Annotated in this window: 15 protein-coding genes; 1 reads left to right on the forward strand and 14 read right to left on the reverse strand. The window is 73.6% G+C overall.

From position 1 onward, the window contains the following. Positions 1-37: 37 nt before the first annotated feature. A complete protein-coding gene (locus tag ACFYW5_RS33690) occupies positions 38-3,007 on the reverse strand; it encodes an amino acid adenylation domain-containing protein (protein WP_389420939.1) in 2,970 nt (989 codons plus the stop codon). 110 nt (positions 3,008-3,117) lie between these two features. Between ACFYW5_RS33690 and ACFYW5_RS33695 the strand changes: the two genes are divergently transcribed. Beyond that, positions 3,118-4,407, forward strand: coding sequence for an MFS transporter (locus ACFYW5_RS33695; protein WP_389420940.1), 1,290 nt, complete (start codon positions 3,118-3,120; stop codon positions 4,405-4,407). Positions 4,408-4,530: 123 nt separating this feature from the next. Here the strand turns inward: ACFYW5_RS33695 and ACFYW5_RS33700 are convergent, their stop codons facing one another. From ACFYW5_RS33700 to ACFYW5_RS33760, 13 genes are all read right to left on the reverse strand, one after another. Then, the gene (locus ACFYW5_RS33700) at positions 4,531-5,301 is read right to left on the reverse strand and encodes a 4'-phosphopantetheinyl transferase family protein (RefSeq protein ID WP_389420941.1); all 771 of its coding nucleotides are present in this window, start codon (positions 5,299-5,301) and stop codon (positions 4,531-4,533) included. Positions 5,302-5,304: 3 nt separating this feature from the next. Then, positions 5,305-6,279 carry an aspartyl/asparaginyl beta-hydroxylase domain-containing protein gene (locus tag ACFYW5_RS33705; protein WP_389420942.1) on the reverse strand — a complete coding sequence of 325 codons (975 nt, stop codon included), beginning with the start codon at positions 6,277-6,279 and terminating at the stop codon, positions 5,305-5,307. A 77-nt stretch (positions 6,280-6,356) separates the two neighbouring features. Further along, positions 6,357-7,643: an MFS transporter gene (locus tag ACFYW5_RS33710; protein ID WP_389420943.1), complete on the reverse strand. Its 1,287-nt coding sequence runs from the start codon at positions 7,641-7,643 to the stop codon at positions 6,357-6,359. A 43-nt stretch (positions 7,644-7,686) separates the two neighbouring features. Then, the gene (locus tag ACFYW5_RS33715; RefSeq protein ID WP_389420944.1) at positions 7,687-9,585 is read right to left on the reverse strand and encodes an amino acid adenylation domain-containing protein; all 1,899 of its coding nucleotides are present in this window, start codon (positions 9,583-9,585) and stop codon (positions 7,687-7,689) included. A 35-nt stretch (positions 9,586-9,620) separates the two neighbouring features. Beyond that, positions 9,621-10,631 carry a TauD/TfdA family dioxygenase gene (locus tag ACFYW5_RS33720; RefSeq protein WP_389420945.1) on the reverse strand — a complete coding sequence of 337 codons (1,011 nt, stop codon included), beginning with the start codon at positions 10,629-10,631 and terminating at the stop codon, positions 9,621-9,623. Further along, entirely contained in the window at positions 10,628-11,413 is a 786-nt protein-coding gene (locus tag ACFYW5_RS33725; RefSeq protein WP_389420946.1) for a thioesterase II family protein, read from the reverse strand. The genes ACFYW5_RS33720 and ACFYW5_RS33725 overlap by 4 nt, the downstream gene beginning before the upstream one ends. A gap of 2 nt (positions 11,414-11,415) precedes the next feature. Continuing rightward, positions 11,416-11,634 carry an MbtH family protein gene (locus tag ACFYW5_RS33730; RefSeq protein ID WP_171145510.1) on the reverse strand — a complete coding sequence of 73 codons (219 nt, stop codon included), beginning with the start codon at positions 11,632-11,634 and terminating at the stop codon, positions 11,416-11,418. A gap of 164 nt (positions 11,635-11,798) precedes the next feature. Then, entirely contained in the window at positions 11,799-13,079 is a 1,281-nt protein-coding gene (locus ACFYW5_RS33735) for a glutamate synthase-related protein (RefSeq protein WP_389420947.1), read from the reverse strand. 58 nt (positions 13,080-13,137) lie between these two features. Beyond that, a complete protein-coding gene (locus ACFYW5_RS33740; protein WP_389420948.1) occupies positions 13,138-14,442 on the reverse strand; it encodes a methylaspartate mutase in 1,305 nt (434 codons plus the stop codon). Further along, entirely contained in the window at positions 14,442-14,912 is a 471-nt protein-coding gene (locus ACFYW5_RS33745) for a cobalamin B12-binding domain-containing protein (RefSeq protein WP_389420949.1), read from the reverse strand. Before ACFYW5_RS33745 ends, ACFYW5_RS33740 begins: the two co-directional genes overlap by 1 nt. 21 nt (positions 14,913-14,933) lie before the next feature. Continuing rightward, positions 14,934-15,683, reverse strand: coding sequence for an SDR family NAD(P)-dependent oxidoreductase (locus tag ACFYW5_RS33750; protein ID WP_389420950.1), 750 nt, complete (start codon positions 15,681-15,683; stop codon positions 14,934-14,936). Positions 15,684-15,743: 60 nt separating this feature from the next. Then, positions 15,744-16,763, reverse strand: a complete 1,020-nt coding sequence (gntD, locus tag ACFYW5_RS33755; protein WP_389420951.1) for a guanitoxin biosynthesis L-enduracididine beta-hydroxylase GntD — start codon at positions 16,761-16,763, stop codon at positions 15,744-15,746. A 21-nt stretch (positions 16,764-16,784) separates the two neighbouring features. Continuing rightward, positions 16,785-23,141, reverse strand: a complete 6,357-nt coding sequence (locus ACFYW5_RS33760; RefSeq protein WP_389420953.1) for an amino acid adenylation domain-containing protein — start codon at positions 23,139-23,141, stop codon at positions 16,785-16,787. Between the last annotated feature and the right edge of the window lie 12 nt (positions 23,142-23,153).

Raw genomic sequence — 23,153 nt, forward strand, 5'->3', positions numbered from 1 at the left:
GTCGGTCGGTTGCGGTCCGGTTCACGCCGGGCGGGCCTCAGTCGGGGCGGCGCATGCGCCGCAGTGGTGGCCGGGAGGTGGGCGCGCCGTCCAGGTGCGGCGCGAGATCGGCCACCCTCGGCGCGTCGAACAGCGTGCCCACTGCGATGTCGATCCCCAGGTCGGCGCGGATGCGGCTGACCAGGCGGGTGGCGAGCAGCGAGTGGCCGCCGAGGTCGAAGAAGCTCTCGTCGGTGCCGACCTCGTCGAGGCCGAGCAGGTCCGCGTACATCGCGCACAGGGCCTTCTCGCGGTCCGTGCGCGGAGGGCGCGGGGCCGACCGGCCGTCGGACCGCGCGGTGGGCGGGGCGGGCAGGGCCGCACGGTCGGTCTTGCCGTGCGGGGTGAGCGGGAGCCGGTCCATGACCACCACGGCCGACGGCATCATGAAGTCCGGCAGGAACGCGGCGGCTTGGCGGCGTACCGACGCGCGCAGGCGGTGCTCGTCGGCCGCGGTGCGCGGTGTGCCGACGTACGCCGCGAGGTCGCCGTCCGCCGTGCCGCGCACCGGGGGTTCGGGGGTGGGGCCGCCCTCGGTGAACTCGGCGTCGAAGGAGGTGTCGTCCGTGGCGGAGGACCAGCGCAGCGCGACGCCGTAACCGAGATCCTCGCCGAGTCGGGCGAGGTGTTCGGGGTCGGCGGTGGCGCGGCGCGGGCGGCCCGGGTCGTGGACGAAGCCGGTCAGCCGGGCGTTGGGCACGCCGGTGACCGTGAAGCGCGCGGGCCGCCGGGTGCGGGCGAAGCGTGCGATGGCGTCCGGGGTGCGGGCGTCGACGCCCCAGCGCAGTACGGGTCCGGTGTCAGGTTGGTCCGGGGCCGCGCCCGTGCCCAGGACCACGTCGTACCGCAGAGCGGTCAGTTCGTTGATCCGCTCGCCGCGCTTCAGCCGCACGTCACAGGTGGTGAACCGGCCGGAGTGGGCTGCGTGGACGGCGAAGTAGTCGGGGTCGACGAGGAGTTCCGGTACGTCTTGTACGCCGCCGAGGCGGACGCGGTCGCGCAGGCGGAGGTTTCTGACGTCGCCGACGAAGAGCCGCCCGCCGGAGGCCAGGGCCTGCCCGGCCACGTCGAGCACGCGGGAGAGGTAGGCGCCGCTCGGGAAGTACTGCACCACGGAGTTGAGGACGACCACGTCGAAGTGGCCCGCGGGGATGCCCGTGGGGTCGTGCGCGGTCTGCTGCCGCAGCACCACCCGGCCCTCGGGCAGCCCGAGCCGGTCCACCCGTGGGCGCAGCCGTCGGATCGCCGCGGCGGAGAAGTCGAGTCCCCAGTACTCGGCGGTGTGCGGGGCGAGTTCGGTGAGGAGCAGACCGGCGCCGACGCCGATCTCCAGCACGCGTGTGGGGCGCAACTCCAGGAGGCGGCGGACGGTGGCGTCCCGCCACTCCCGCATGTCCTCGATCGGGAGGGGGGTGCCGTCACGGCTGTCGTGCCAGCCGGAGAAGTCGTCCTCGCCGGGGTCCGCGACGGGCCCCGCGTAAACGGCGTCGTGGACCTGACGCCAGTCCTCGACGCGTCCGCGCTCGCCGCTGTCCGGGCCGGCCGGGGTCTCGGGGACCACGTACGCCACGATCCGGCGCTCGCCCCGGCGGTCCTCGCGCAGCACGACCGCGGCCTGGGCCACCCCGTCGGTGGCGGCGACGCGGGCCTCGACCTCGCCCAACTCGACGCGGTGGCCGCGCAGTTTGACCTGGTCGTCGACGCGTCCGACGAACTCCAGCCGTCCGTCCGAGGTCCGGCGCGCCAGGTCTCCGGTGCGGTAGGCGCGGGTTCCCGGCGGTCCGAAGGGGTCGGCGACGAAGCGTTCCGCGGTCGGGCCGGGGCGGCCGCGGTAGCCGCGCGCGAGGCCGGCGCCGGCGATGTACAGCTCGCCGGTTTCGCCCGCAGGGACGGGCCGCAGCAGGTCGTCCAGGACGTGTACGCGTGTGCCGCGCACGGGGTCGCCGATGGGCGGGACGTTCCCGTCGGGGCGCAGTGCCTCGCTCATCGTGGCGCAGACGGTCGTCTCGGTGGGGCCGTAGCCGTTGATCAGTGTGCGGCCCCGCGCCCAGAGTGCGGCGAGTTCGGCGCCGCAGGCCTCGCCCGCGACCACGAGGGTGGTGACGCCGGGCAGGGCCTCGGGCGACAGGGCGCCCAGGACGGCGGGCGGCACGGTCAGATGGCTGATCGCGTGCTCGTCGGCGAGCCGGGCCAGCTCGCGGCCGGGCAGCAGCCGGGCAGCCGGGGCCAGGACGAGGGCGGCACCGGCCGTGAGGGTCATGCCCAGTTCCCAGAAGAAGGCGTCGAAGCCGGCCGAGGCGAACTGGAGGACCCGGCTGCCGCTGTCCACGTTCAGGGTGGCCGCCTGGTGGGCGACGAGCTTGGCGTACCCGGCCCGGGTGACGGCGACCGGTTTGGGGGTGCCCGTGGAGCCGGACGTGTAGATCACGTAGGCGAGATGGTCGGAGCGCGGGCGTCGCGCCAGGTAGGGACCGGTGTCGGGGCGTGCGGGGGCTTCCCCGTCGTCGTTCTGGACGTCCATCCGGGACACCGACGGTATGTCCGGCAGGCTGATGTGCGCGGCGGTCAGCAGCAGCGCCGGACGCGCGTCGGTGAGGATGTGGGCGATGCGGGCGGCGGGGTAGCGGGGGTCGGCCGGCAGGAACGCGGCTCCCGTCTTCCACACCGCGAGCACCGCGACGATCAATTCGACGGACCTGTCCAGGGCAGCCGCGACGACGTCGTCGGGGCCGGTCCCGCACGCGGCGAGGCGGCGGGCGAGCCGGTCGGCTCGGGCGTCGAGTTCGCCGTAGGTCATCCGCTGCCCCTCGAAGCGCAGGGCGATGGCGTCGGGGGCGACGAGCGCCCGTTCCTCGAACAGGTCGAGAGCGGGGCGGGGTTCGGGGAGCACGGGTGCCGCGGGGCGGTCCGGGTGGCGGCGGACGTCGTCCAGGAAGCGCGTCAACGTGTCGGGCGGGTCGTCGGTCATCGGATTCCTCGCGTGGGCAGGGGGCGTCGCGTCCGGCCCGGGTGGGCCGTATGGCTCGTGTAGCGTGAACTCCTCTGTCCGCCAACGCAGTTGAGGGCGTCCCGCACACCATGACCGCTGAGGGAAGACCGCTCGTCGACGCAGCCGCGGGCACGGCAGGGCGCGGCCTGTTCGGCCATCGGAACTTCCGGCTGCTGCTGATCGGCGAGACGACCAGCAGGTTCGGCACGAGCGTCACGTCGGTGCTGCTTCCGCTCACCGCGGTCGTGACGCTGGACGCCTCTCCCGCCCTGGTCGGACTGCTGACGGCCGCGCCGTGGCTGCCGTGGCTGGTGGTCGGGCTGCCGGCCGGAGCCTGGGTGGACCAGTGGCCCCGGCGCCGGGTCATGCATGTGTGCAACCTGGTCTCGGCGGCGCTGTTCACGAGTGTCCCGGCCGCCTGGTGGCTGGACGCGCTCACCGTCTGGCAGCTGCTCGCGGTGGCCTTTCTCACCGGCACGGCCTCGGTGTTCTTCTCGACCGCGTACTCCAGCTACCTGCCGATTCTCGTGGACAGGTCCCAACTCCTGGAGGGCAACGCGAAGTTGCAGGGCGGTGAGCATCTGGCCCGGATCGCCGGACCGGGCGCGGGCGGGCTGCTCGCGCAGCTGCTCGGCACGGTCCCGGGGCTGCTGCTGGACTCCGTCTCGTTCATCGTGTCGTCGTGGTGTCTGCGCGGCATACGGGCCGAGGAGCCGCGGCGTGCCGGTGGCCGGGCGCGGCTGCGCAAGGAGATGTCCGCGGGGCTGCGCTTCATCGGCCGTGATCCGCTGCTGCGGGCGGTCATCGGGTTCGGCGCGGCGGCCAATCTCGCCATGGCCGGTTACGAGGCAACGTACATCGTGTTCCTGGTCCGCTCGGTGGGGCTCGGTGCGGGCACGGTGGGGCTGCTCGGCTCCTGTGGCGCGGTCGGCGGGGTGCTCGGGGTGGTGTGCGCGCGCCGGATGGCGCGTCGGCTGGGCACGGCCCGCGCCCTCGTGGCCGCCCAACTCGGTTCCTCTGTCTTCGGGTTGCTGATCCCCCTCACGGCGCCGGGGCCGCGGCTCGCGCTGTTCGTGATCGGCTCGACGGTGACGATGGCCGGGCTCGTGGCCTGCAACGTGATCATCGTGAGCTTCCGCCAGTCGTACTGCCCGGAGGAGTTGCTCGGCCGTGTCACCTCCACGGCGCTGCTGATCAACTTCAGCACGATTCCGCTGGGGGCCGTCGCCGCCGGGGCGCTGAACTCCGCCGTGGGACCGCGTCCGACGATGTGGATCGTCGCCGGGGCTTTGGTGGCGGCGGTCCTTCCGCTGCTGTCGCGTCCCTTGCGCGGTCTGCGCGACCTGCCCGGGGCCGGGGCCGGTGCCGAGGCCCGCTGAGGGTCCTGCCATCGGTTCCATGGGCGTCGTTCACCTCCCGTCCTGTCCGTGTATGCCGCTGCCGGGCGGACCCGGCGTGGACGGGCACCGGCAGTCGGGCCGTGTCCACGTCCGTGTCCTCCCTCAGGTGCCCTCGTCCCGTCGGCCGGCCGCGCTCACCGGGGCCGTGCGTTCGGCCACCGCGCCGGCCGCTCCCCGGCCGACGGGGACGTCCGTGAGGAGCCAGGACCGGTCGGTGCCGGCGGGTTCGGTGCCGGTGCCGACATAGCAGGACGCCGGGGACTCGGCGAGGCCGACACCGAGTCCTTTGAGGTAGGCCTCCTTTCTGACCCAGGCCCGGGCGAAGGCGCGTGGGCGGGCGGTCGGGGGAAGCAGGGCGAGTTCGTCGCGTTCGCGCGGGTGCAGGGCCTCGGCGGCCTCGGCCACTGCGGCCGGTGAGGGCACGGCCTCGACGTCCACGCCGACCGGGACGGCCGCGAAGGCGAGCAGTCCGAGACCGCCGCTGTGGCTGAGCGAGTAGTGCAGCGGGTCCCCCACCACCCCGGGCCGCCCGTGCGGTCCGCCGCACAGCGGGCACGCCCACCGGGTCAGCGGCACGCGCGCCGGCTCCGCGCCCAGATAGGCGCCGAGCAGCAGGCGAAGCCCCAGGTGGGTGGCGAGGTAGCACTCCCGGTCCGTCGGCACGCGCAGGGCCGCGGCTCTGGCGCGTTCCTGCGCGTCGAGCACCTGGGGCGCCGCCCGCACGACCGCCGCACGGTGCCGTTCGGCGTGCAGCAGCCAGATGTGCGCGGGCCCGCCCGCCGCCGGCGGGGTGAGCCGCCGGCCGGTGACCGCCGCCGGGTCGAACGCGCGGACCTGTGTGGGGTCGCGCAGCGTGCCGGTGGCGTACGGCATGGCTCAGGCCGCAGCCGTCGCGGCGGTCCGGACGGTCTCCTCCATACGGCTGCCCTGGCGCATCCGGAAGCGCAGCCGCAGTCCCTCGCCGGTCCGCTCGGCCTTCACGGTGCGCTCGGCGGTCCAGCCGAGGGCGCGGAACTCGCCTTCGCCCAGGTGCACCAGCGCCGCCCTGGGCTCGTCGTCGACCTCCAGAACGAGTCGGCCGCCGTCGAGTTGGAGCCGGGCCTGCCGGTCGGGCCTACTGTCGTCGGCCAGTTCCTCGGGCTCGCCGTAGAGGAAGGCGTCGGGGATGGCGAACGTGCTGCGGAACTCGGCCAGTTCGTCCTCGGTCAGCGGGATCTCGGGGCTGTTGAGCAGCACCTCGGACCAGCGGATCCGGTCGCGGAACTCGGCCGGGAACAGCTCCAGCAGTTCGGCGTTGACATAGGCGTCGATGACGAGGTGGACGCGGCGCTCGGAGCCGCCGTTGCGCACCGAGTGCAGGCGGGAGAAGTCACCGAACCACAAGGTGCCGGGCTGCCAGGTGTGGGGCTGCCCGTCGAGGGTGAGGACGGCTTCGGAGTTGGTGACGAACGGTATGTGCAGCCGCACCCAGCCGGCCGCGAGCCCGTACGGCTGGTCGCGGTGCTCGTCGACCTCGGCGCCCACGCCGAGCGACATCAGCCGTACGGCGCGCAGTTCGGTGGGCAGGCTGTCCAGGATGGACCGGATGTAGGGGGTCTTCTCCAGCCACGGGGTGGCGGCGTACTCGACGAGGCCGAGGCCGCCGGGGTCGGTGCGGTCGGCGCGGCCGTCGGGGCTGCGCAGCGGCAGCACCCGCCAGTCGAGGACGGTGTCCTCACTGGGTTCCAGGCTCTCGCCGTAGGTACGCTGGGCCGCCCACTGGGTGCGTTCCAGGACGGCGAGTTCCGCCAGCAGCCGCTCGACGTCGAAGTCACCCTTCAGGCGTGCGGCGCTCAGGTTGCCACTGCTCATGATGTGTCTCTTTCCTCTCGTGTTCTTCGGAGGTGTGCTCTTGCGCGGTGTGCTCTCGGGCGGTGGAAGGGACTGGCTCAGGGTGCGGGGACCTTGTGGTTGTCGGGCTCGGGGGTGACCGCGGGCGGTGGCCGGTCGTCGAGTTCGCGCCAGTGGGGGCGCAGGGCGGGCAGCACGGTGCTGCCGAGATAGAGGGCGGCGCAGCCGATCAGGACGGGGCCGAGGCCCGCCAGGGTGACGAGGAAACCGGCGAGGATGGGGCCGAGCGGAACGCCGGCGGAGCCGACGGAGTCGGTGAGCGCGGAGACCCGGCCCAGCAAGGGGCGCGGGATGCGCTCCATCATCACGGCGTTGAGGATCGGATTGACGAAGCCGATGGCCAGTCCGTCCACGACGGCTACGGCGAGGACCGTCCACAGCGGCAGGTCGAAGACCAGCACCAGGAAGCGGGGCGGCCCGGCGAGGAGGAAGGCGATGACGTACGTCGGCCGGCGTCGCAGCCGGTGCGCGAGCGCGGTGGCGAGTGCGGAGCCGCCGACCGCGGCGATGCCGAACACCGAGCCCAGGGCACCGATCGCGGCCGGGCCGCCGCCGGTCTCCTCCGCCCAGACCGGGATGAGCAGGGAGCCGTACGCCGCGTCGATGAGGTTGGTGACGCTCAGCATGACGGCGATGGACCGCAGCAGCCGGTCCTGGCGCAGGAACCGCAGCCCGGCGCGGAGCCGTTCGAGGTAGCTCTCCTCCTCGGGCGCCGTGTCGGTGGACTCCGCGGGCGCGGGGCCGCGGCCGGACCCGGTGGCGGCGATGATCAGGGCGGAGACCAGGAAGGTGACGGCGTTGACCGCGAGGGCCCACATCGGGTCGAAGAAGGCGACCACGGCGCCGCCGGCGGCGGGCCCGGCGGTGCCGGCGAGCCGTTCCAGGGTGCCCACCATGCCGCTCACCCGCTCCAGCGGCATACCGACCGCCTCGGCGGTCTCCGGGGTGAGGGTCCGCTTGGCCACGTCGCCGGGCCCGCGGGCCAGCCCGAGCAGAGTGGCCAGCGCCAGCAGCAGTCCGTACGGCAGGACGCCCAGCCAGTGGCAGAGCGGAACCGTCGCGACCACCGCGGCGCTGGCCAGGTCGGCGGCGACGCTGAACCTGCGCGCCCCGAACCGGTCGATCAAGGGCCCCGCCAGTGCCTTGCCCAGGACGAGCGGCACCGCCTCGGCGAAGACGACGAGTCCCGTCAGTGACGCGCTGCCGGAGGTGACGAGCACCAGCCAGGGCAGGGCGATCATGGTCAGCCGGGTGCCGAACAGCGAGACCGTGTAGGCGCTCAGCAGTCCGTACAGCGAGACTCGGGAGGCTGGGGATGTCCGCATCGGGGCGGGGCCTTTCCGGAAGGGGCTCAATGGGCGGCGGCGGTCAGTGGTCGCTGCGGTCCGCTATCGCGCGGGCGAGATCGCGCAGCCGCGGATGCCGGTAGACCATGCGGGTGGGGATGACCACCCCGCGCCGCTTCTTCAGGTCGGCGATCACGCGCAGCGCGAGCAGCGAGTGCCCGCCGAGGGCGAAGAAGTCGTCGGTGGCCAGCACCCGTTCGCGGCCGAGGACGTCCTGCCAGGCACCGGCGATGAGGGTCTCCAGCTCACCCGCGGGCGCGGCGTCGGCACCGTCCGGCCGGTGCTGCTCGGCCGGTTCGGGCAGGGCCGTGCGGTCGACCTTGCCGCCCACGCCCAGCGGGAGGCTGTCCAGGGCGGTCAGTGACAGCTGCGCCATATGGGCGGGCAGCCGGGAGCCCAGGTGGCGGCGCAGCGGCTCCGGGTCGGTGTCCGCGCCGGGCGCGGGGACCCAGTAGGCGGCCAGGGCGCGGCCCAGCCGGGCGTCCTCCCGTACGACGGCGACCGCGGCGGTGACCAACGGATGGTCCGTCAGGACGGCCTCGATCTCGCCGAGTTCGATGCGCAGTCCGTTCACCTTGACCTGGTGGTCGACCCGGCCGAGACAGGCGAGGCTGCCGTCCGGGCGGCGGCGGACCCGGTCGCCGGTGCGGTACATCCGGCTGCCGGGCGGGCCGAACGGCGAGGCGGTGAACCGCTCGGCCGTCAGGGCGGTGCGGCGCAGATAGCCGAGGGCGAGGGCGGGGCCGGTCAGGTACAGCTCGCCCTCGGTGGCGGGGCGCAGGGTGTCGTCGAGGACGTGGGCGCCGACGCCGGGCAGCGGCGGGCCGATGTGCGGCTCGGCGCCGTCGACGCGGCCGACGGTGGAGTCGACGGTGCACTCGGTCGGCCCGTACAGGTTGAGCGCGTGCACGATCCCCCGGGTACCGAGGTCGGCCAGGTCCTGCCACATGGGCGCGGGGATCGCCTCGCCGCCGACGAACAGCCGTATGCCGTCCGGGAGTTGCCCGGCCGTCTCGACGACCCGGTCGCGCAGGACGGACCAGTGGGAAGGGGTCACGTCGAGGTCGGTGACGCCCTCGTGGAGGAGATGCGCGGCGAATGCGGCCGGGTCGGCGCGCTGGTCCTCGGAGAGCAACAGCAGGGTGTCGCCGCGGCAGACGCGGGCCCACTGCTGCACGGAGGCGTCGAAGGACACGCTGGCGTTCCAGGCCACGCGGGCGGGGCGGCCGGTGTAGCAGCCGCTCTCCTCCAGGGTGGCGACCAGTCGGGCGGCCGCGCCACGGGTGACGGCGACGCCCTTGGGCCGGCCGGTCGAGCCGGAGGTGTAGATGACGTAGGCGGGGGCGTCGGCGGGCACCGGGACCTCGGGGACGGTGAACAGGGCGCTCGCATCGGCAGCGACGGTCCGCACCCCCTCCGGCCAGGTGCGGGCCGGGTCGGCGGACACGACGACCTGGATGCCGGCGTCCTCGACCATGTCGTCCAGGCGTGCCTGCGGGTGGGCCGGATCGAGGGGGACGTACGCGGCGCCGGCCCGCCAGACGGCGAGCAGGGCCACGACCAGGTCGGGCTCCCGGCCCAGGGCGACCCCGACGTGCTGTCCGGGCCGGACGCCGGCTCCGACGAGGGCGGCCGACAGCCGTCGTACCCGACCGTCGAGGGTGCTGAAGCCGACGGTGGTGCCGTCGGCCGCCACCACGGCGTCCCGCCACGGGTGCCGCGCGACGGCCTCCCGGAAGCGGTGCAGAAGGTCCCGGACGGGGGCGGACGCGGGCGTGGCGGGGGTGGACGTGGGCGTTGCGGCAGGGGTGGACGCGGGCCCCGGGCGGGTGCCGACGGCGACGGACGCCGACGTCCGTGGTGCGGCCGCCGTGGCCGTGCCGCGGGCCGGTGACGACCCGCCGGGCGGTGTTGCGGACATGGGTGGGCTCCTCTCGGGGGCTTTCGCGACACGCTTTAGGCGCGGCCGGCCAGAGCGGGTGCGCTGACGGGCAGGGAAGGTGCGCAGTCGGCGAGGGCCACCGGTTCGCCCATCGCGACGACGATCTTGCGGTCGCCGCGGAAGGGGTCACGGCCGTGCGCGGTGAGGATGTTGTCGACCAGGAGCAGATCGCCGGGCTGCCAGGCACGCCGTACGGTGGCGCGTGCGTAGGCCGCGTCGAGCGCGGCCACGTCCTCGGGGCTCAGCGGGGAGCCGTCGCCGAGCGCCGTGTTGAACGGCAGCCCGTCGCGGCCGAACTCGCCGACCAGCACGTCCCTGATGTCGGGGTCGAGCGCCCATTCGCTCCAGAACGCGACGTGGTTGAACCAGACCTCCTCGCCCGTGTGCGGGTGGCGGACGGTCGCCGAGCGCACCTGCCGGGTGCGCAGGGTGTCGTCGCCGCCCCAGGTAACGTCGATGGCGTTGGCGGCGCAGTAACGCTCCACGTCGGCGCGGGAGTCGGTGGCGAAGGCGGTCCGCCAGTCCAGCGAGATGTGCTCGGCGTAGTTGCGCGCCAGCGACCAGCCGTGCCGACGGAAGCGGTCGACGAGGTCGGCGGGCAGCTGGTCGAGGACGCGGCGGACGTCGGCGACCGGGGTCGCGCCGCCCTCCGCGGGGGCCGTCAGACAGCCGAACAGCAGCAGGCCGGGGAAGGTCAGCGTGTAGCTGTTCTCGTTGTGCATCCGGATGGCCTGCGCGGGCGGCAGGTCGGTGGAGGAGAACACGTCGTCGCCGAAGTCGCTGCGCGGGGTGGCCTTCTCCTGGTACTTGGCACGCGCGGCGAACAGGGCGTCCCGCACGAGCGCGAAGTCGGCGGCGGTGCGCACCGGAAGGCCGCGCAGATACAGCGCGCCGTGCCGGGTGAGCACGCTGCGCAGCTCGTCCCGGTAGGTGTCGATCCAGTCCGCGGCGGCGGCCGCGTCCGGCAGGCCGTCGACGACGGCGGTGACCGGCGCACCGGGTTCCTCCAGCCAGCGGGGTGTCATCGCAGGCCCTCCTGCAGGTCGGCGTCGGCGAAGTGGTCGGGCAGGGCCGCCCACACCGGCGGGGTGTAGAAGTGGCCGCCGGGCAGGGCGTCCACGCGGAGTCCGCCGGTGGCGCAGCGTGCCCACTGCTCGGCGACGGCCGGTTCGATGACCTCGTCGTCCTCGCCGTACAGCACATGCACGGGCACGGAGGTGGTGACGCCGGGCCGGGGCCGGTAGGAGTCGCGGACGGTGATGTCGGCGCGCATCAGCTCGATCGCCATCTCCCGCAGGTCGGGGTCGTCGAGCGCGTAGTCGGGCAGCAGCCCGATGGTCCGCATCCACTCAAGGAGGCGCCCTTCGGCGTCCTCCAGACGCGGGAAGCGGTCGCGTTCGGTGACGCCGCGGTCGGGCGCGTTGCACGAGGAGACGATCAGGCGCTCGGGCAGCGGGGCGCCGCGCTCGGCGAGCCGTACGGTGACGTCGAAGGCCATCCAGCCGCCCATGCTGTGGCCGAACAGGCGGTAGGGGCGGTCCGGCGCGGCGGCCGCGGCGCGGGCCACGGCGTCGGCGGTGTCCTCGGCGAGGGTGTCCCAGTCCGGGGCGAACTCCTCGGCGAAGCGGCCCTCGCGGCCCGGGTAGCAGACGAGGGCCAGGTCGGTGGCCTCGCCCAGCGACGGCAGCCAGGCCCGGTAGGAGCCGGTGCCGCCGCCGCAGAAGCCGAGGCAGACGAGGGAGCGGGGGGCGTTCGGCCGGGGTACGGGCCGGACCACCGTGGTGTCCTGGAGCAGATGGCCGGTCATCGTCAGCCGGCCATCCGGTCCATGGCCCGGCGCAGGCTCGCCGGGCGGATGTCGGTCCAGTGGGTCTCGATGTACTCCAGGCACGCGGCGCGGCTGTCGACGCCGTGGACGGTGCGCCAGCCGGCCGGTACGGCGATCTGGGCGGGCCACAGCGAGTGCTGCTCCTCGTCGTTGGCGAGGACCAGGTACTGTCCGTTCTCGTTCTCGAAGGGGTTCGGCATCGGGCTGTCCCGTCTGTCGTGGGTCGGACGGCTGGTCGGTGCGGACTGCGTCGATCGTAGGAACGTCCCGGCCGCCGAAGAGGCAGTTGACCAGGCAGGTGGCGGGAAGTTTCGCTTCCGGCCGAGGAGTTGATCAGGACGACGCGTCCGAGTCGCGTGGCCGGTCAGGGTACTCGCGCTGCCGCAGGCACAGGCTGGGGTGCCATGTACGAACTGTCCGGGTGCCAAAGGTCGTCGGGGTCCAGGTCGCGGGGGTGGTACTTGCCCAACGCGCTGACGATCAGCTGCAGTTCGAGGGCGAGGGCCGCCACCAGGCGGTCGAGTCCCGCTTCGGGGTCCTCGTCCACGGCGAGCAGCGCGGCCCGGCCCAGACCCACGGCGCGCGCCCCGGCGGCCAGTGCCTTGGCGGCGCGGGCGCCTTCCCACATCCGGCCGCTGACGAGCAGGCACTCCTCGGGTCCCGGCCGCACCCGGCGCAGGCACTCCGCGAGGGGCAGGCCCACGTCGTCGAGGAAGGCGAGCGGGGCCCAGCCGGAGCCGCCCTCGGCGCCGTCGACGGTGACCGAGTCGGCGCCGGCCGCCCAGGCGGTGGCGGCCGCGGCCCCCACGTCGCGGGCGGGAGGCAGCTTCACCCAGATCCTGGCCCGGGGGAAGTTGTTGCGCATCAGGCGGACCTGGTGGGCGAGGATCTCCTCGGTGAAGGTGCCGGGGCTGCCGCTGCGCAGCACTCGGGAGGTGCCGTCGCCGAGCACGGGCTCGACGGCGTACTGCTCCTCCAGCCGCTCGGCGTCGGCCGCGTCGACGACGGTCATGCCGCCGAGCCCCGGTTTGGCGCCCTGCCCCACCTTCAGCTCGAAGGCGAGCCGCCCGGCGTCCAGCAGCGGCCGCACGGAGGGGTCGCTGTAGACGAGGTTCCAGATCTCGGCGTCGGCGTCCTCGGTCGACTGCTGTACGGCCACACCGCCGGCACCCTCCAGGGCGTCCTGGTAGGCGGCGATACGGCCGAGCAGGGTGCGGCCCTCGCGTTCGCCGAGCCGTCCCGTGCCGTTGACGGGGCCGATGTTCTCGCCGACGACCATGGGGATGCCGAGCCGGGCCGCCTGCCGGGCGGCGGCCACGCCCAGGTCGCGGCTGGCGACCTGGGTGGAGCCGAACGCGGAGATGTACAGAGGCAGTTGGGCTGGGAAGCCGCCGATGTCGGTGGCCGTGTCCACGTCCCGGTACAGGGGTTCGCGGGCCAGCTCGATCAGTTTCTCCAGCCGGCGCGGCATGAAGGCCGGCGGCACCAGCCGGGTCCGGTCCAGGACGTCGTCGCCGCCGCGCCCGACGGCGCCGAACAGTTCGCTGCCGTAGGCGGACGCGGGCGGGAAGACGCGGGCCGCGCCCTGCCGGGCCCTGGCCCGTATCTCGTCCTCCGGAAAGCCGGAGGCGTGCAGTGCGCTCATGACGTGTCGCTCCCTCGCGTGGGTGGGCTGCTGTGGTGCGTCGGCTCGTGGGCCGGTCTCATGAGCGGGCCCGCGCGGGCTCGCGGTGCGGGCCGGTCGTGGTGAGTTCGCCGAGGTCGAGGCGGGTCTCGACGAAGTGCAGCGCGTCGAGGAGGCCGCTCGAGGTGAGGGCGGCGGCCGGGCGGGCCTTGACGACCTGCCCGATCGGCATGGCGCCGACGGAGCTCCAGCCCAGCCGGCCCCGCTCGTCGATGTATCCGGCGCTGCGCCCGGCGTTGTCGGGGTGCAGGCAGTACGGCACGTCGAGCCAGCCCCGGCCGAACGCCGTGAGCAGTCCGCGGCCGATGTCGGGGCCGAGACTCAGCACCGCCTCCACCAGGGCGCGGGCCTCGGCGTACACCTGGCTGTCCCGGTCGCCGTCGTCCGGCGCTGCCGGGCCGCCCGGGCGGACGGTGCGGGCGGTGTGCGCCGAGGTCTCCAGGGCGGCGACGTTCTCGGCGACGGTGGGGATACGGCGCGCCTCGACCGTGGTCTTCACGATGAGCCGCTGCGCACCGGCCCGCACCGCGAGCCGTACCGCCCGGTCCTGGAGGGCCCGGGCGCCGGCCGGGGTGCGCGGATAGACGCCCATGTAGGTGTAGACGACGATGTGCCAGTCCACGCCGGGCAGCAGGTCGGCGGCGAGCGCGCGTAACGCCCGTACCGCCTCTTCGTCCTGGTGCGGGTCGGTCTGCTGCGCGTAGCTCAGGGAGATGCTGCGCAGCCCGTGCCGGACGAAGAACATCCCTTCCAGCAGGGACAGCGCGACGAGCAGTCCGGGCGGACACAGCTGGCCCATCATGCAGCCGCCGAAGGACTCCAGATGCGGTTCGACGCCCGGCCGGCGGGCCTCGGCGAGCTGTTCGCAGGCCCGGGTCCAGTTGTCCACGGCGTCGGCGAGCGGGGTGCGGCTGTAGGGCAGGCAGTAGGAGACGGGGCCGCCCTCGGTGGCGTGCAGTCCGGCCGCGAGCAGGCCGCGCACGATGCTCTGCGGGGCGGCGGACCCGTGCCGCACCTGGACGGGGAACCCGGGGCCGTCGATCCCGTCGAGCATGCGGCGGGTGGCGGCCGGGCCGTGGGTGAGCAGCGGGTAGCCGTTGAGGTCGGTGCCCTCGGTGACGGCACGCCGGGCGGCGTTGAGGTCGCCGACCCTGGTGTAGCTGTCGAGGGTGAGCGTGCCGACCGCGGTGGCGTCCGCGTCGCGGGTGGCGAGCAGGCCCCGGCGCATCCGCTCCGGTGAGCCGAAGCCCATGCGGGGCTGGACGACGAGTTCGCGCGCGTTACGGACGAACGCGCCGAACCCGGTGGTGGTCGGGGCGTCCATCAGCGGCACACCCCGGCCGTGAGCGTGTCGAGGTAGCGGCGAAAGGGCGCGGCCCCGGCGCTCTCCTCGAACACCTCCGCGAACCCGGCGGTCCGCAGCCGGGGCAGCCAGGCCCGGGTGGTTGCCTCGGCGGTGCCGAGCTTGCCGCCGATCACCACCGGGAGCGCGGCGAGCCTCGGTTCGGCGCGGAACCGCGCGATCAGCCGCAGTCCGTCGGCGGCACCGTGGCCGTTGACGCTGCTGACCACGACGAGGTCGGGGCGGTGGGCCAGCGCCTCGGTGGCGACGAGTGTGTCGGGGGCACAGGCCCCGAGGTTGGTCACCCGGTGTCCCCACTCGGTGAGGAGGAGTTCGAGGTAGATCAGGTTCCAGGTGTGCGCGTCGGACGAGGTGCCGGTCACCACGATGTCGAGCCCGGTGGCCGGGGCGCCCCGGGCAGGGCCCGCGGCGCCGCGGGTGGTGGTCTGCATGCGGACTGCTCCCCCGTCCGGTCAGTGCCCGGCCCGTACGGCGGTGCCGTACGCGGACGTCGTGGCACCGGCGGTCTCCCCGCCGTCGATCACGAGCTCCTGCCCGGTGAGGAAGCCGGCCTCGGCCGAGGCCAGATAGCAGAAGGCCGCGGCGATCTCGGCGGGGTCGGCGTGCCGTCCGGCGGGGATGCGCGCGTTGGTGTCGGCGAGCATCTCCTCGGTGTACTCGGCGAGTTGCATGGGCGTGAGCACACCGCCGGGGCTGACACAGGCGGTGCGCACCAGCGGGCTGAGCTCCAGCGCGAAGGTCTGGGTCAGGGCGACGATGCCGGCCTTGGTGGCGTTGTAGTCGGCGTAATAGGGGTATCCCCGGCGGCCGTTGACGGATGCCGTGGCCAGCAGGACGCCATGGCCCTGGTCGATCATGAGGCGGGCGGCGGCCTGCCAGACGCCCAGGACGCCGAGGAGGTTGACGTCGGTGATGCGGCGGGCGTCCTTCTCCTGGATGTCGAGGACGCCGTGCCGGACGCTGATCCCGGCGTTGGCGATGACCACGTCGAGGCGTCCGGTGTCGCGGTGGACGTCAGCGAGGGCCTCCCCTACGGCGTTCCAGTCGGCGGTGTCGGCCCGTATCCACCGTCCGGCCGGGCGACCGTCCGGTTCGGGTGCCTTGATGTCCAGGTTGACCACATGGTCGCCCGCCTCGGTGAAGCGCAGGGCGGTGGCGCGGCCGATGCCGCTGGACGCGCCGGTGATGACGACGGTGCGCATGTCTGACTCCTAGGTGGCACGTGCGGGTCGGAAAGAGAAAGGGGCAGCGGGCGGCCGGGGTCAGAACAGCACCCGGTGGCGCGTCATCCGGCTCACCGGGGCCGCCTTGCGCAGATCGCGGCTGACGATCATCCGCTTCAGCCAGCGGTCGCTGCCGTCGTAGCGCACCGGGTAGGACTTGCGGCCGTGCACCGCCAGGTAGTTGTCGACGATCAGCAGGCTGCCCTGCTCCACGACGACCGTGTGCTGCACCCGCTCCAGCTCGGCCATCAGGGTGTACACGGCCCGTTCGGCCGCCGGCTCGTCCGAGGCACAGCGCATGAAGGGCAGGTCGATACGGAGATAGGGCCGGTCGGGGTCGCCGAACAGGACGGGCACGGCCTCCGGGGAGTGCAGCATCTGCTCCATGCGGGTGAGCGCCGGGTGGTCGGGGTGCCGCAGCTGCAACTGCCGGATGTGCTCGTCGTCGGGGAGGATGTGGAACAGCGGACGCATCAGCAGGGCCAGATCCTCGCGACTGAGCTTGACGTCCCGGACGGAGGCCAGGATGGTCGGCACCTGGTCGTGGTTGCGGATCCCGAACAGCAGCAGATAGTCGCAGCGGCCGGGGTGGAAGCCGTCCTCGGTGTGGAACTCCAGCAGGGTGGCGCTGCCGTGGCCGCTCTGGCGCTCCTCGTCGCCGCGGATCGGCAGGATGTTCTGGATCATGCGGCCGAGTTGCAGGGTGGACCAGGTGAAGGGGTCGCCGAGCGCAGTCGCGCACATGGCCAGGAACAGCTCCTGTTCCAGGGTGGCCGCCGGATCCGTGGCCTGGTCCCAGTGGCCGGGGGTCGGTCCGACGGCGCTGTCGTCGACGGGGAAGCCGTGGATCAGCAGACCGGCGGCGGACTCGGTGCGCCGGAAACTCTCCAGGAAGCCCTTCAGGCGCGGCGGCAGTCCGGCGTCGGCGAAGCGGTTGTCGGCGTAGCGGGCCGGGTCGGCCGGGTCGGGCAGGGAGGCGGCGAGTCCAGCCACCTCCTCCCGTATCCGGGACACCTCGGCGTCGGACAACTCGTACTGCAGGACGGTCTCTTCGATCATGGATCGGCTCTTTCCTCGGTGTCAGTCCCGGTGCAGGGTGCGGACCAGGAGGGCGGCGATCTCGGCAAGGGGCTGCGGCCGCGTCATGTCCAGGTGGGCACAGGCGACGGCGTGGCCGTGGATCCGGCCGGCGACGTGCGGCCGCCAGTCGTCCGCCACGGGGGCGGCGGGGTCACGGTCCTCGGTGGCCGTGAAGTGGAGCAGATCGCCGTCGAAGACTCCCGGCTCTGCCGCCTCGGCCAGGGCGACGGTGTGCGCGGCGGCGGCCGCCAGCGACGCCACGAACGGCTCGTCGAACCCGGCGTCGAGACCGGCGTCGGCGGTGCCCTCCCGGCGGAGGAACGCGGCGATGTCGTCGGGGTCGAACCGGGTGTCGAGGGCCGGCCCGCGCAGCGGGTAGGAGTCCATCAGGGCGAGCAGTGCCACCTCCTCGCCCTCGGCGCGCAGCCGGCAGGCCAGGGCGTGCGCGATGTTCCCGCCGAGGGACCAGCCGAGCAGGTGGTACGGCCCCTGCGGCTGTACCTCGCGGAGGCGGCCCAGGTAGTCGTCGACCAGGGTCTCCCAGCGGGCGGGCAGGGCCCGTTCGTCGGCGCCGGGCCGACGCGTCTGCAGGCCGTACACGGGCCGGTCGTCCAGGGCGGCGGCCAGTCCCGCGTAGCACCAGGCGAGCCCCGTGACGGGGTGGACGCAGAACAGCGGCGCCCCGGTGCCGGACGTGCTCAGCGGCAGCAGCAGGTCGGATCCGGCGGTGTCCCGGCCGTCGGCGCGGGCGGCGAGGGCGGCAACCGTGGGGGTGCGGAAGAACCCGGGCAGGGTCAGGTCCCCCAGGACGTCGGGCAGCAGGGCGCGGATGCGGGCGACCACCCGGGCGGCCAGGAAGGAGTGCCCGCCGAGGTCGAAGAAGCTGTCGTCCACGCCGGTGCCGCGCACATCGAGGACGTCCTCGAACAGGGCGGCCAGGGACCGCTCCACCTCGTTTCCGGGCGCCCGTCCGAGTCCGCCGTACTCGGGCGCGGGCAGGGCACGCCGGTCGAGCTTGCCGTTGCCGGTGACGGGCAGCGCGTCGAGGACGACGAAAGCGGCGGGCACCATGTACTCGGGAAGCGTGCCGGCGAGGAACGCGCGCAGCCCGGAGGGGTCGGGCGTGCGGCCGGGCACGGGCACGGCGTAGGCCACGAGCCGCCGGTCGCCCGGCCGGTCCTCGCGGAGCACGACGGCACCGTGGGCGATGTCCGGGTGACGCCCGAGCGCGGCCTCGATCTCGCCAGGCTCGATCCGGAAGCCGCGCACCTTCACCTGGTCGTCGGCTCGCCCGCAGAACTCCAGGCTGCCGTCGGCCCGCCAGCGCGCCAGGTCGCCCGACCGGTACATGCGCGCCCCGTCCGCGAACGGGCTGGCGACGAACCGCTCCGCGGTCGCTCCGGGCCGCCCGGCGTAGCCGCGGGCGAGACCGCGCCCGGCGATGTACAGCTCTCCGGTGACACCGGGCGGCACGGGCCGCAGCGCCTCGTCGAGGACGTACACCCGGGCGCCCTCCAGGGGCCGTCCCACGATGGGCGTCGAGGTGCCGCGCAGGGGTGCGGTCAGCGTTTCGACGGTGCACTCGGTGGGGCCGTAGAAGTTGTGGGCGGTCACGTCCGGTTCGGCGAGCAGCCTGCGCCACAGCGGCTCGGGGATGGCCTCGCCGCCGAAGGTCAGGGTGCGGGGGGTGAGTTCGGGGGTGCCGAGCAGCCCGTGCTCCAGCATCTCCAGGCCGTACGTCGGTGTGGTGTCGAGGAAGTCGACGCCGTGCCGTCCGACGTAGCCGACCATGGCCGCCGGGTCGCGCCGGGTGGCGTCGTCGAGGAGGTGCAGCTCGTGCCCGGCGAACAGGGCGAGCAGTCCCATCCAGGAGGCGTCGAAGGTGAGCGGCGCGGTGACGGCCACCCGGGCGGCGGGCCGGCCGGTGGCCCGTACATGCGCGGCGAACAGGGTCGACTCGTGGCTGTGCAGCAGGTTGACCAGGGCCCGGTGCTCCACGACCACACCCTTGGGGCGCCCGGTGGATCCGGAGGTGTACAGCATGTAGGCGGGGTGCGCCGGATGCAGCGCGGGCACGTCCGGGTCGTGCCCGGGGCCGTCCGGCGCGCACCGGTCGACGTGCAGCACGGGCACCGTGTCAGGGGCGAGCGTGCCTGCCAGTTCGGCCGTGGTGATGACCAGTCGGACGTCGGCGTCCTTCAGGACGTGGGCGATGCGTTCGGCCGGATGCCCGGTGTCCAGGGGCAGGTACACGGCTCCCGCCTTGAGCACGGCGAGCAGGGCCACGACCGACTCGACGGACCGGTCGAGCAGGACGGCGACCCGGTCCTCGGGTCCCGCGCCGCGCCGGATCAGTTCGTGCGCGAGCGTGTTGGCGAGCGTGTTGAGCTCGCCGAACGTCAGCGTCCGCTCGTTCAGGACGAGCGCCGCGGCGTCGGGCCGGGTGGCGGCCTGCTCCTCGAAGTACCGGTGCACGGGGCGTTCGGCCGGCGGTGCGGCAGGGTCCTCACCGCTCCAGGCGCCCAGGACGAGGTCCCGTTCCGCGGCGGACAGCACGTCGGCCTGGCCGACAGGGGCGTCCGGGTCCCCGGCGAACGCGGCGAGCAGCCTCACCAGCCGGTCCGTCAGGGTCCGCATCGTGCCGTGGTCGAAGAGTTCGGTGGCGTACTCGACCGTCCAGCGCAGCCCCGCCGGGTCGCCGTCGGCCGTGTGGGCCTCCTCGACGCCGAACAGCAGGTCGAACTCGGCGACATGAACGTCGACAGGGTGTTCCGAGGCTGTGGTACCGGCCAGGTCCAGTCCGCCGCCCGATCCGTTCTTCAGGAGCAGCATCGTCTGGAAGAGGGGGTGGCGGGCGGTGGAGCGGGTGGGGTTGACCGCCTCGACGACCCGCTCGAACGGCAGATCCTGATGCGCATACGCCTCCAGATCGGCGGCCCGCACCCGACCCAGCAGCTCACGGAACGTCGGATCACCCGACACATCCGTACGCAACACCAGCGTGTTGACGAAGAACCCCACCAGGTCGTCAAGGCTGTCGTCGGTGCGCCCGGCGACCGCCGTGCCGAGCGGGACATCGGTGCCCGCGCCCAGCCTGCTCAACAGCGCCGCCACCGCGGCCTGCAACACCATGAACAGCGTCGCCCCGCTCTCCCGCGCCAACCGCACCAGATCCGCGTGCAGTTCGGCGGGAACGCCGGCCGTGATGGCTCCGGCGTCATGGCTGGGCACGGGCGGACGGGGCCGGTCGGTCGGCAGGGCGAGCTCCTCGGGCAGCCCGGCCAACGCCTGTCGCCAATAGGCGAGTTGGACAGCGGAAAGGCTCTCGGGGTCGTCCTCGTCACCGAGCAGGTCCCGCTGCCACAGCGCGTAGTCGGCGTACTGGATCGGCAGCGGGGCCCAGTCCGGGGCCCGCCCGGCCAGGCGCGCCTCGTAGGCGGTGCTCAGATCGCGGGTGAGCGGGGCCATGGACCAGCCGTCACCGGCGATGTGGTGCAGAACCAGCATGAGTACGTGGTCGTCGGCGCCGAGCGTGAACAGCGTGGCTCGCAGGGGCAGTTCGGTCGCCAGGTCGAAGGCGTGCCGGGCGGCGCGCCGGACGTGCCCGGCCAGCTCCACCGGAGGGCAGAGGGACGCGGACAGCGGGACGCGGGCGTCGGTGGTGATGTGCTGGTACGGCTGCCCCTCCACGGCCGGGAAGAGCGTGCGCAACGACTCGTGCCGCAGCGCCACATCGTCCAGCGCCGCCTGGAGTACACCCTTGTCCACCGGCCCGCGCAACCGCACCGCGAGCGGAATGTTGTACGTCGAACCGCCCTCCTCCCACTCCCGCAGGAACCACAACCGCTGCTGGGCGTACGACAACGGCAGCGGCTCGGGCCGCACCGCCACCACGGCCGGCCTGGGCCGGGCGGTGTCCTCGGCCCGCAGATGCGCCGCGAGCTGCGCGACCGTCGGGTTGCCGAACAGGGCCCTGATGCCCACCTCGACGCCCAGCACGGTGCGGATGCGGCTGATCAGCCCGGTGGCCAGGAGCGAGTAGCCGCCGAGGGCGAAGAAGTTGTCGTCGACACCGACGTGCGCCGCTCCCAGGGTCTCGGCGAAGAGGGCGCACAGGACTTCCTCTTCGGGGGTGCGCGGACGGCGGGCGGGGGCGGGCTCGTCCTGGCCTGCGGGGTCCGGCCGCTCGGGCAACCGGATGTCCAGCCGGCCGTCGGGGCTCCAGCGGGCCTGCCTGCCGGTGCGGTACATCACGGTGCCGGATCCGCCGTGCGGGTCGGCGACGAACCTGTCGCCCGCGGGGGCGGCGGGGCCGGGCACGGTGAGGTAAAGGTCACCATTGACCCCGGCCGGCACCGGCCTCAGGTGGTCGTCGAGGAGGTAGGCCGCGGCCCGGTCGGGTGCGGACACGCCCGCCAGTTCGCGCCACATCTCGGCCGGAACGGTGGCGCTCCACTCGTCGAGGACGCGGTGCAGCTCGTCGGCCGTGAGCAGTTCCGCCTGACCGACGGGCGTGTCCGGCTCGGCGGTCACCACCTCCAAGAGCCGGAGGAAGCGCCGTGCCAGGTCGTCCACGGTGGTGCGGTCGAACAGGTCGGTGGCGTACTCGAACTCGGCCCTAATGCCTGCCTGCCGGCCGGCCTCGTCGAAGGTCTCCTCCACGCCGATGCTCAGGTCGAACTTGGCGGCGCGGTGGTTCAAGGGCTCGGCGGAGGTGCGGAGTCCGGCGAAGCCGTACGCGCCGTCGTCGGTGTTCTGGAGGACGAGCATGGTCTGGAAGAGGGGGTGGCGGGCGGTGGAGCGGACGGGGTTGACCGCCTCGACGACCCGCTCGAACGGCAGATCCTGGTGCGCATACGCCTCCAAGTCGGCGGCCCGCACCCGGGTCAGCAGTTCCCGGAAGGTCGGATCACCCGACACATCCGTACGCAGCACCAGCGTGTTGACGAAGAAGCCGACCAGGTCGTCCAGACTGTCGTCGGTGCGCCCGGCGACAGCCGTCCCCAGCGGAATGTCCGTCCCCGCACCCAACCTGCTCAGCAGCGCAGCCACCGCCGCCTGCAACACCATGAACAGCGTCGTCCCGGTCTCGCGGGCCAGGCCGCCGATACGGGCCTGGAGTTCGGCGGGCACGAAGAGGTCGATCGCCTCGGCCCGGTGGCTGGGTGTGGCGGGCCGGGGCCGGTCGGCGGGCAGGGTGAGCTCTTCGGGCAGCTCGGCCAAGGCCTCCTGCCAGTAGGCGAGGTGGCGGGCCGCGAGACTGTCCACGTCGCGCTCGTCGCCGAGCAGGTCCCGCTGCCACAGCGTGTAGTCGGCGTACTGGATCGGCAGCGGGCCCCAGTCCGGGGCGTCGCCGGTTACGCGTGCCGAGTAGGCGGTGCTCATGTCACGGGCCAGGGGCGCCATCGACCAGCCGTCACCGGCAATGTGGTGCAGGACCAGCACCAGTACGTGCTCCTGCTCGCCGATCTCGAACAGAGCCGCGCGCAGGGGGAGTTCACCCTCCAGGTCGAAGTCGTGCGCCGCCTCCTCGGCCAGGCGTGAGGGCAGTTCCGCCTCGGTCACGGCCCGCGTGGACAGCGGGACGCGGGCGTCGGCGGTGATGTGCTGGTACGGCTGCCCTGCCACGGCCGGGAAGAGCGTGCGCAACGACTCGTGCCGCAGCGCCACATCGTCCAGCGCCGCCTGAAGCGCACCCTTGTCCACCGGCCCGCGCAACCGCACCGCGAGCGGAATGTTGTACGTCGAACCGCCCTCCTCCCATTCCCGCAGGAACCACAACCGCTGCTGGGCGTACGACAACGGCAGCAGCTCGGGCCGCACCGCCACCACGGCCGGCCTGGGCCGGGAGGTGCCATGGCCGAGGCGGGCCGTGAGCGCGGCAGGGGTGGGGGCGGCGAAGAGGTCACCGATGCCCAGTTCGGCGCCGAGGGTGCTGCGGATGCGGCTGATCAGGCGGGTGGCCGTGAGCGAGTGGCCGCCGATGGTGAAGAAGTTCTCGTCGGCGCCTACGCGGGAGATGCCCAGGATCTCGGCGAAGAGTCCGCAGAGGACTTCTTCTTCCGGGGTGCGGGGTGCGCGGCCTTCGGCGTCACCACCGACCAGGGGCTCGGGCAGGGCCTTGCGGTCGAGCTTGCCGTTCGTGGTCAACGGCAGCGCATCGAGTACGACACAGGCGGACGGAACCATGTACTCAGGTAGTGACCCGCCGACGAACCGGCGCACTTCCTCCGTGTCGAGACGGCTGCCCATGCTGGGAACGACGTAGGCGACGAGGCGTTTGTCACCCGGCCGGTCCTCACGCACCACCACCGCGCACTGCACGATCCGCTCATGCCGCGTCAGGACCGCCTCGATCTCCCGCGGCTC

The organism is Streptomyces sp. NPDC002779 (assembly GCF_042888685.1).
Taxonomy (GTDB): Bacteria; Actinomycetota; Actinomycetes; order Streptomycetales; family Streptomycetaceae; genus Streptomyces.

Excerpts from the sequence above, each read along its gene's own strand:
- ACFYW5_RS33750 (WP_389420950.1), bottom strand. The coding sequence starts at position 15,683 with ATGCGCACCGTCGTCATCACCGGCGCGTCCAGCGGCATCGGCCGCGCC.
- ACFYW5_RS33740 (WP_389420948.1), bottom strand. The coding sequence starts at position 14,442 with ATGGACGCCCCGACCACCACCGGGTTCGGCGCGTTCGTCCGTAACGCG.
- gntD (WP_389420951.1), bottom strand. The coding sequence starts at position 16,763 with ATGATCGAAGAGACCGTCCTGCAGTACGAGTTGTCCGACGCCGAGGTG.
- ACFYW5_RS33690 (WP_389420939.1), bottom strand. The coding sequence starts at position 3,007 with ATGACCGACGACCCGCCCGACACGTTGACGCGCTTCCTGGACGACGTC.
- ACFYW5_RS33705 (WP_389420942.1), bottom strand. The coding sequence starts at position 6,279 with ATGAGCAGTGGCAACCTGAGCGCCGCACGCCTGAAGGGTGACTTCGAC.
- ACFYW5_RS33745 (WP_389420949.1), bottom strand. The coding sequence starts at position 14,912 with ATGCAGACCACCACCCGCGGCGCCGCGGGCCCTGCCCGGGGCGCCCCG.
- ACFYW5_RS33730 (WP_171145510.1), bottom strand. The coding sequence starts at position 11,634 with ATGCCGAACCCCTTCGAGAACGAGAACGGACAGTACCTGGTCCTCGCC.
- ACFYW5_RS33725 (WP_389420946.1), bottom strand. The coding sequence starts at position 11,413 with ATGACCGGCCATCTGCTCCAGGACACCACGGTGGTCCGGCCCGTACCC.
- ACFYW5_RS33700 (WP_389420941.1), bottom strand. The coding sequence starts at position 5,301 with ATGCCGTACGCCACCGGCACGCTGCGCGACCCCACACAGGTCCGCGCG.
- ACFYW5_RS33695 (WP_389420940.1), top strand. The coding sequence starts at position 3,118 with ATGACCGCTGAGGGAAGACCGCTCGTCGACGCAGCCGCGGGCACGGCA.
- ACFYW5_RS33735 (WP_389420947.1), bottom strand. The coding sequence starts at position 13,079 with ATGAGCGCACTGCACGCCTCCGGCTTTCCGGAGGACGAGATACGGGCC.
- ACFYW5_RS33710 (WP_389420943.1), bottom strand. The coding sequence starts at position 7,643 with ATGCGGACATCCCCAGCCTCCCGAGTCTCGCTGTACGGACTGCTGAGC.
- ACFYW5_RS33715 (WP_389420944.1), bottom strand. The coding sequence starts at position 9,585 with ATGTCCGCAACACCGCCCGGCGGGTCGTCACCGGCCCGCGGCACGGCC.
- ACFYW5_RS33720 (WP_389420945.1), bottom strand. The coding sequence starts at position 10,631 with ATGACACCCCGCTGGCTGGAGGAACCCGGTGCGCCGGTCACCGCCGTC.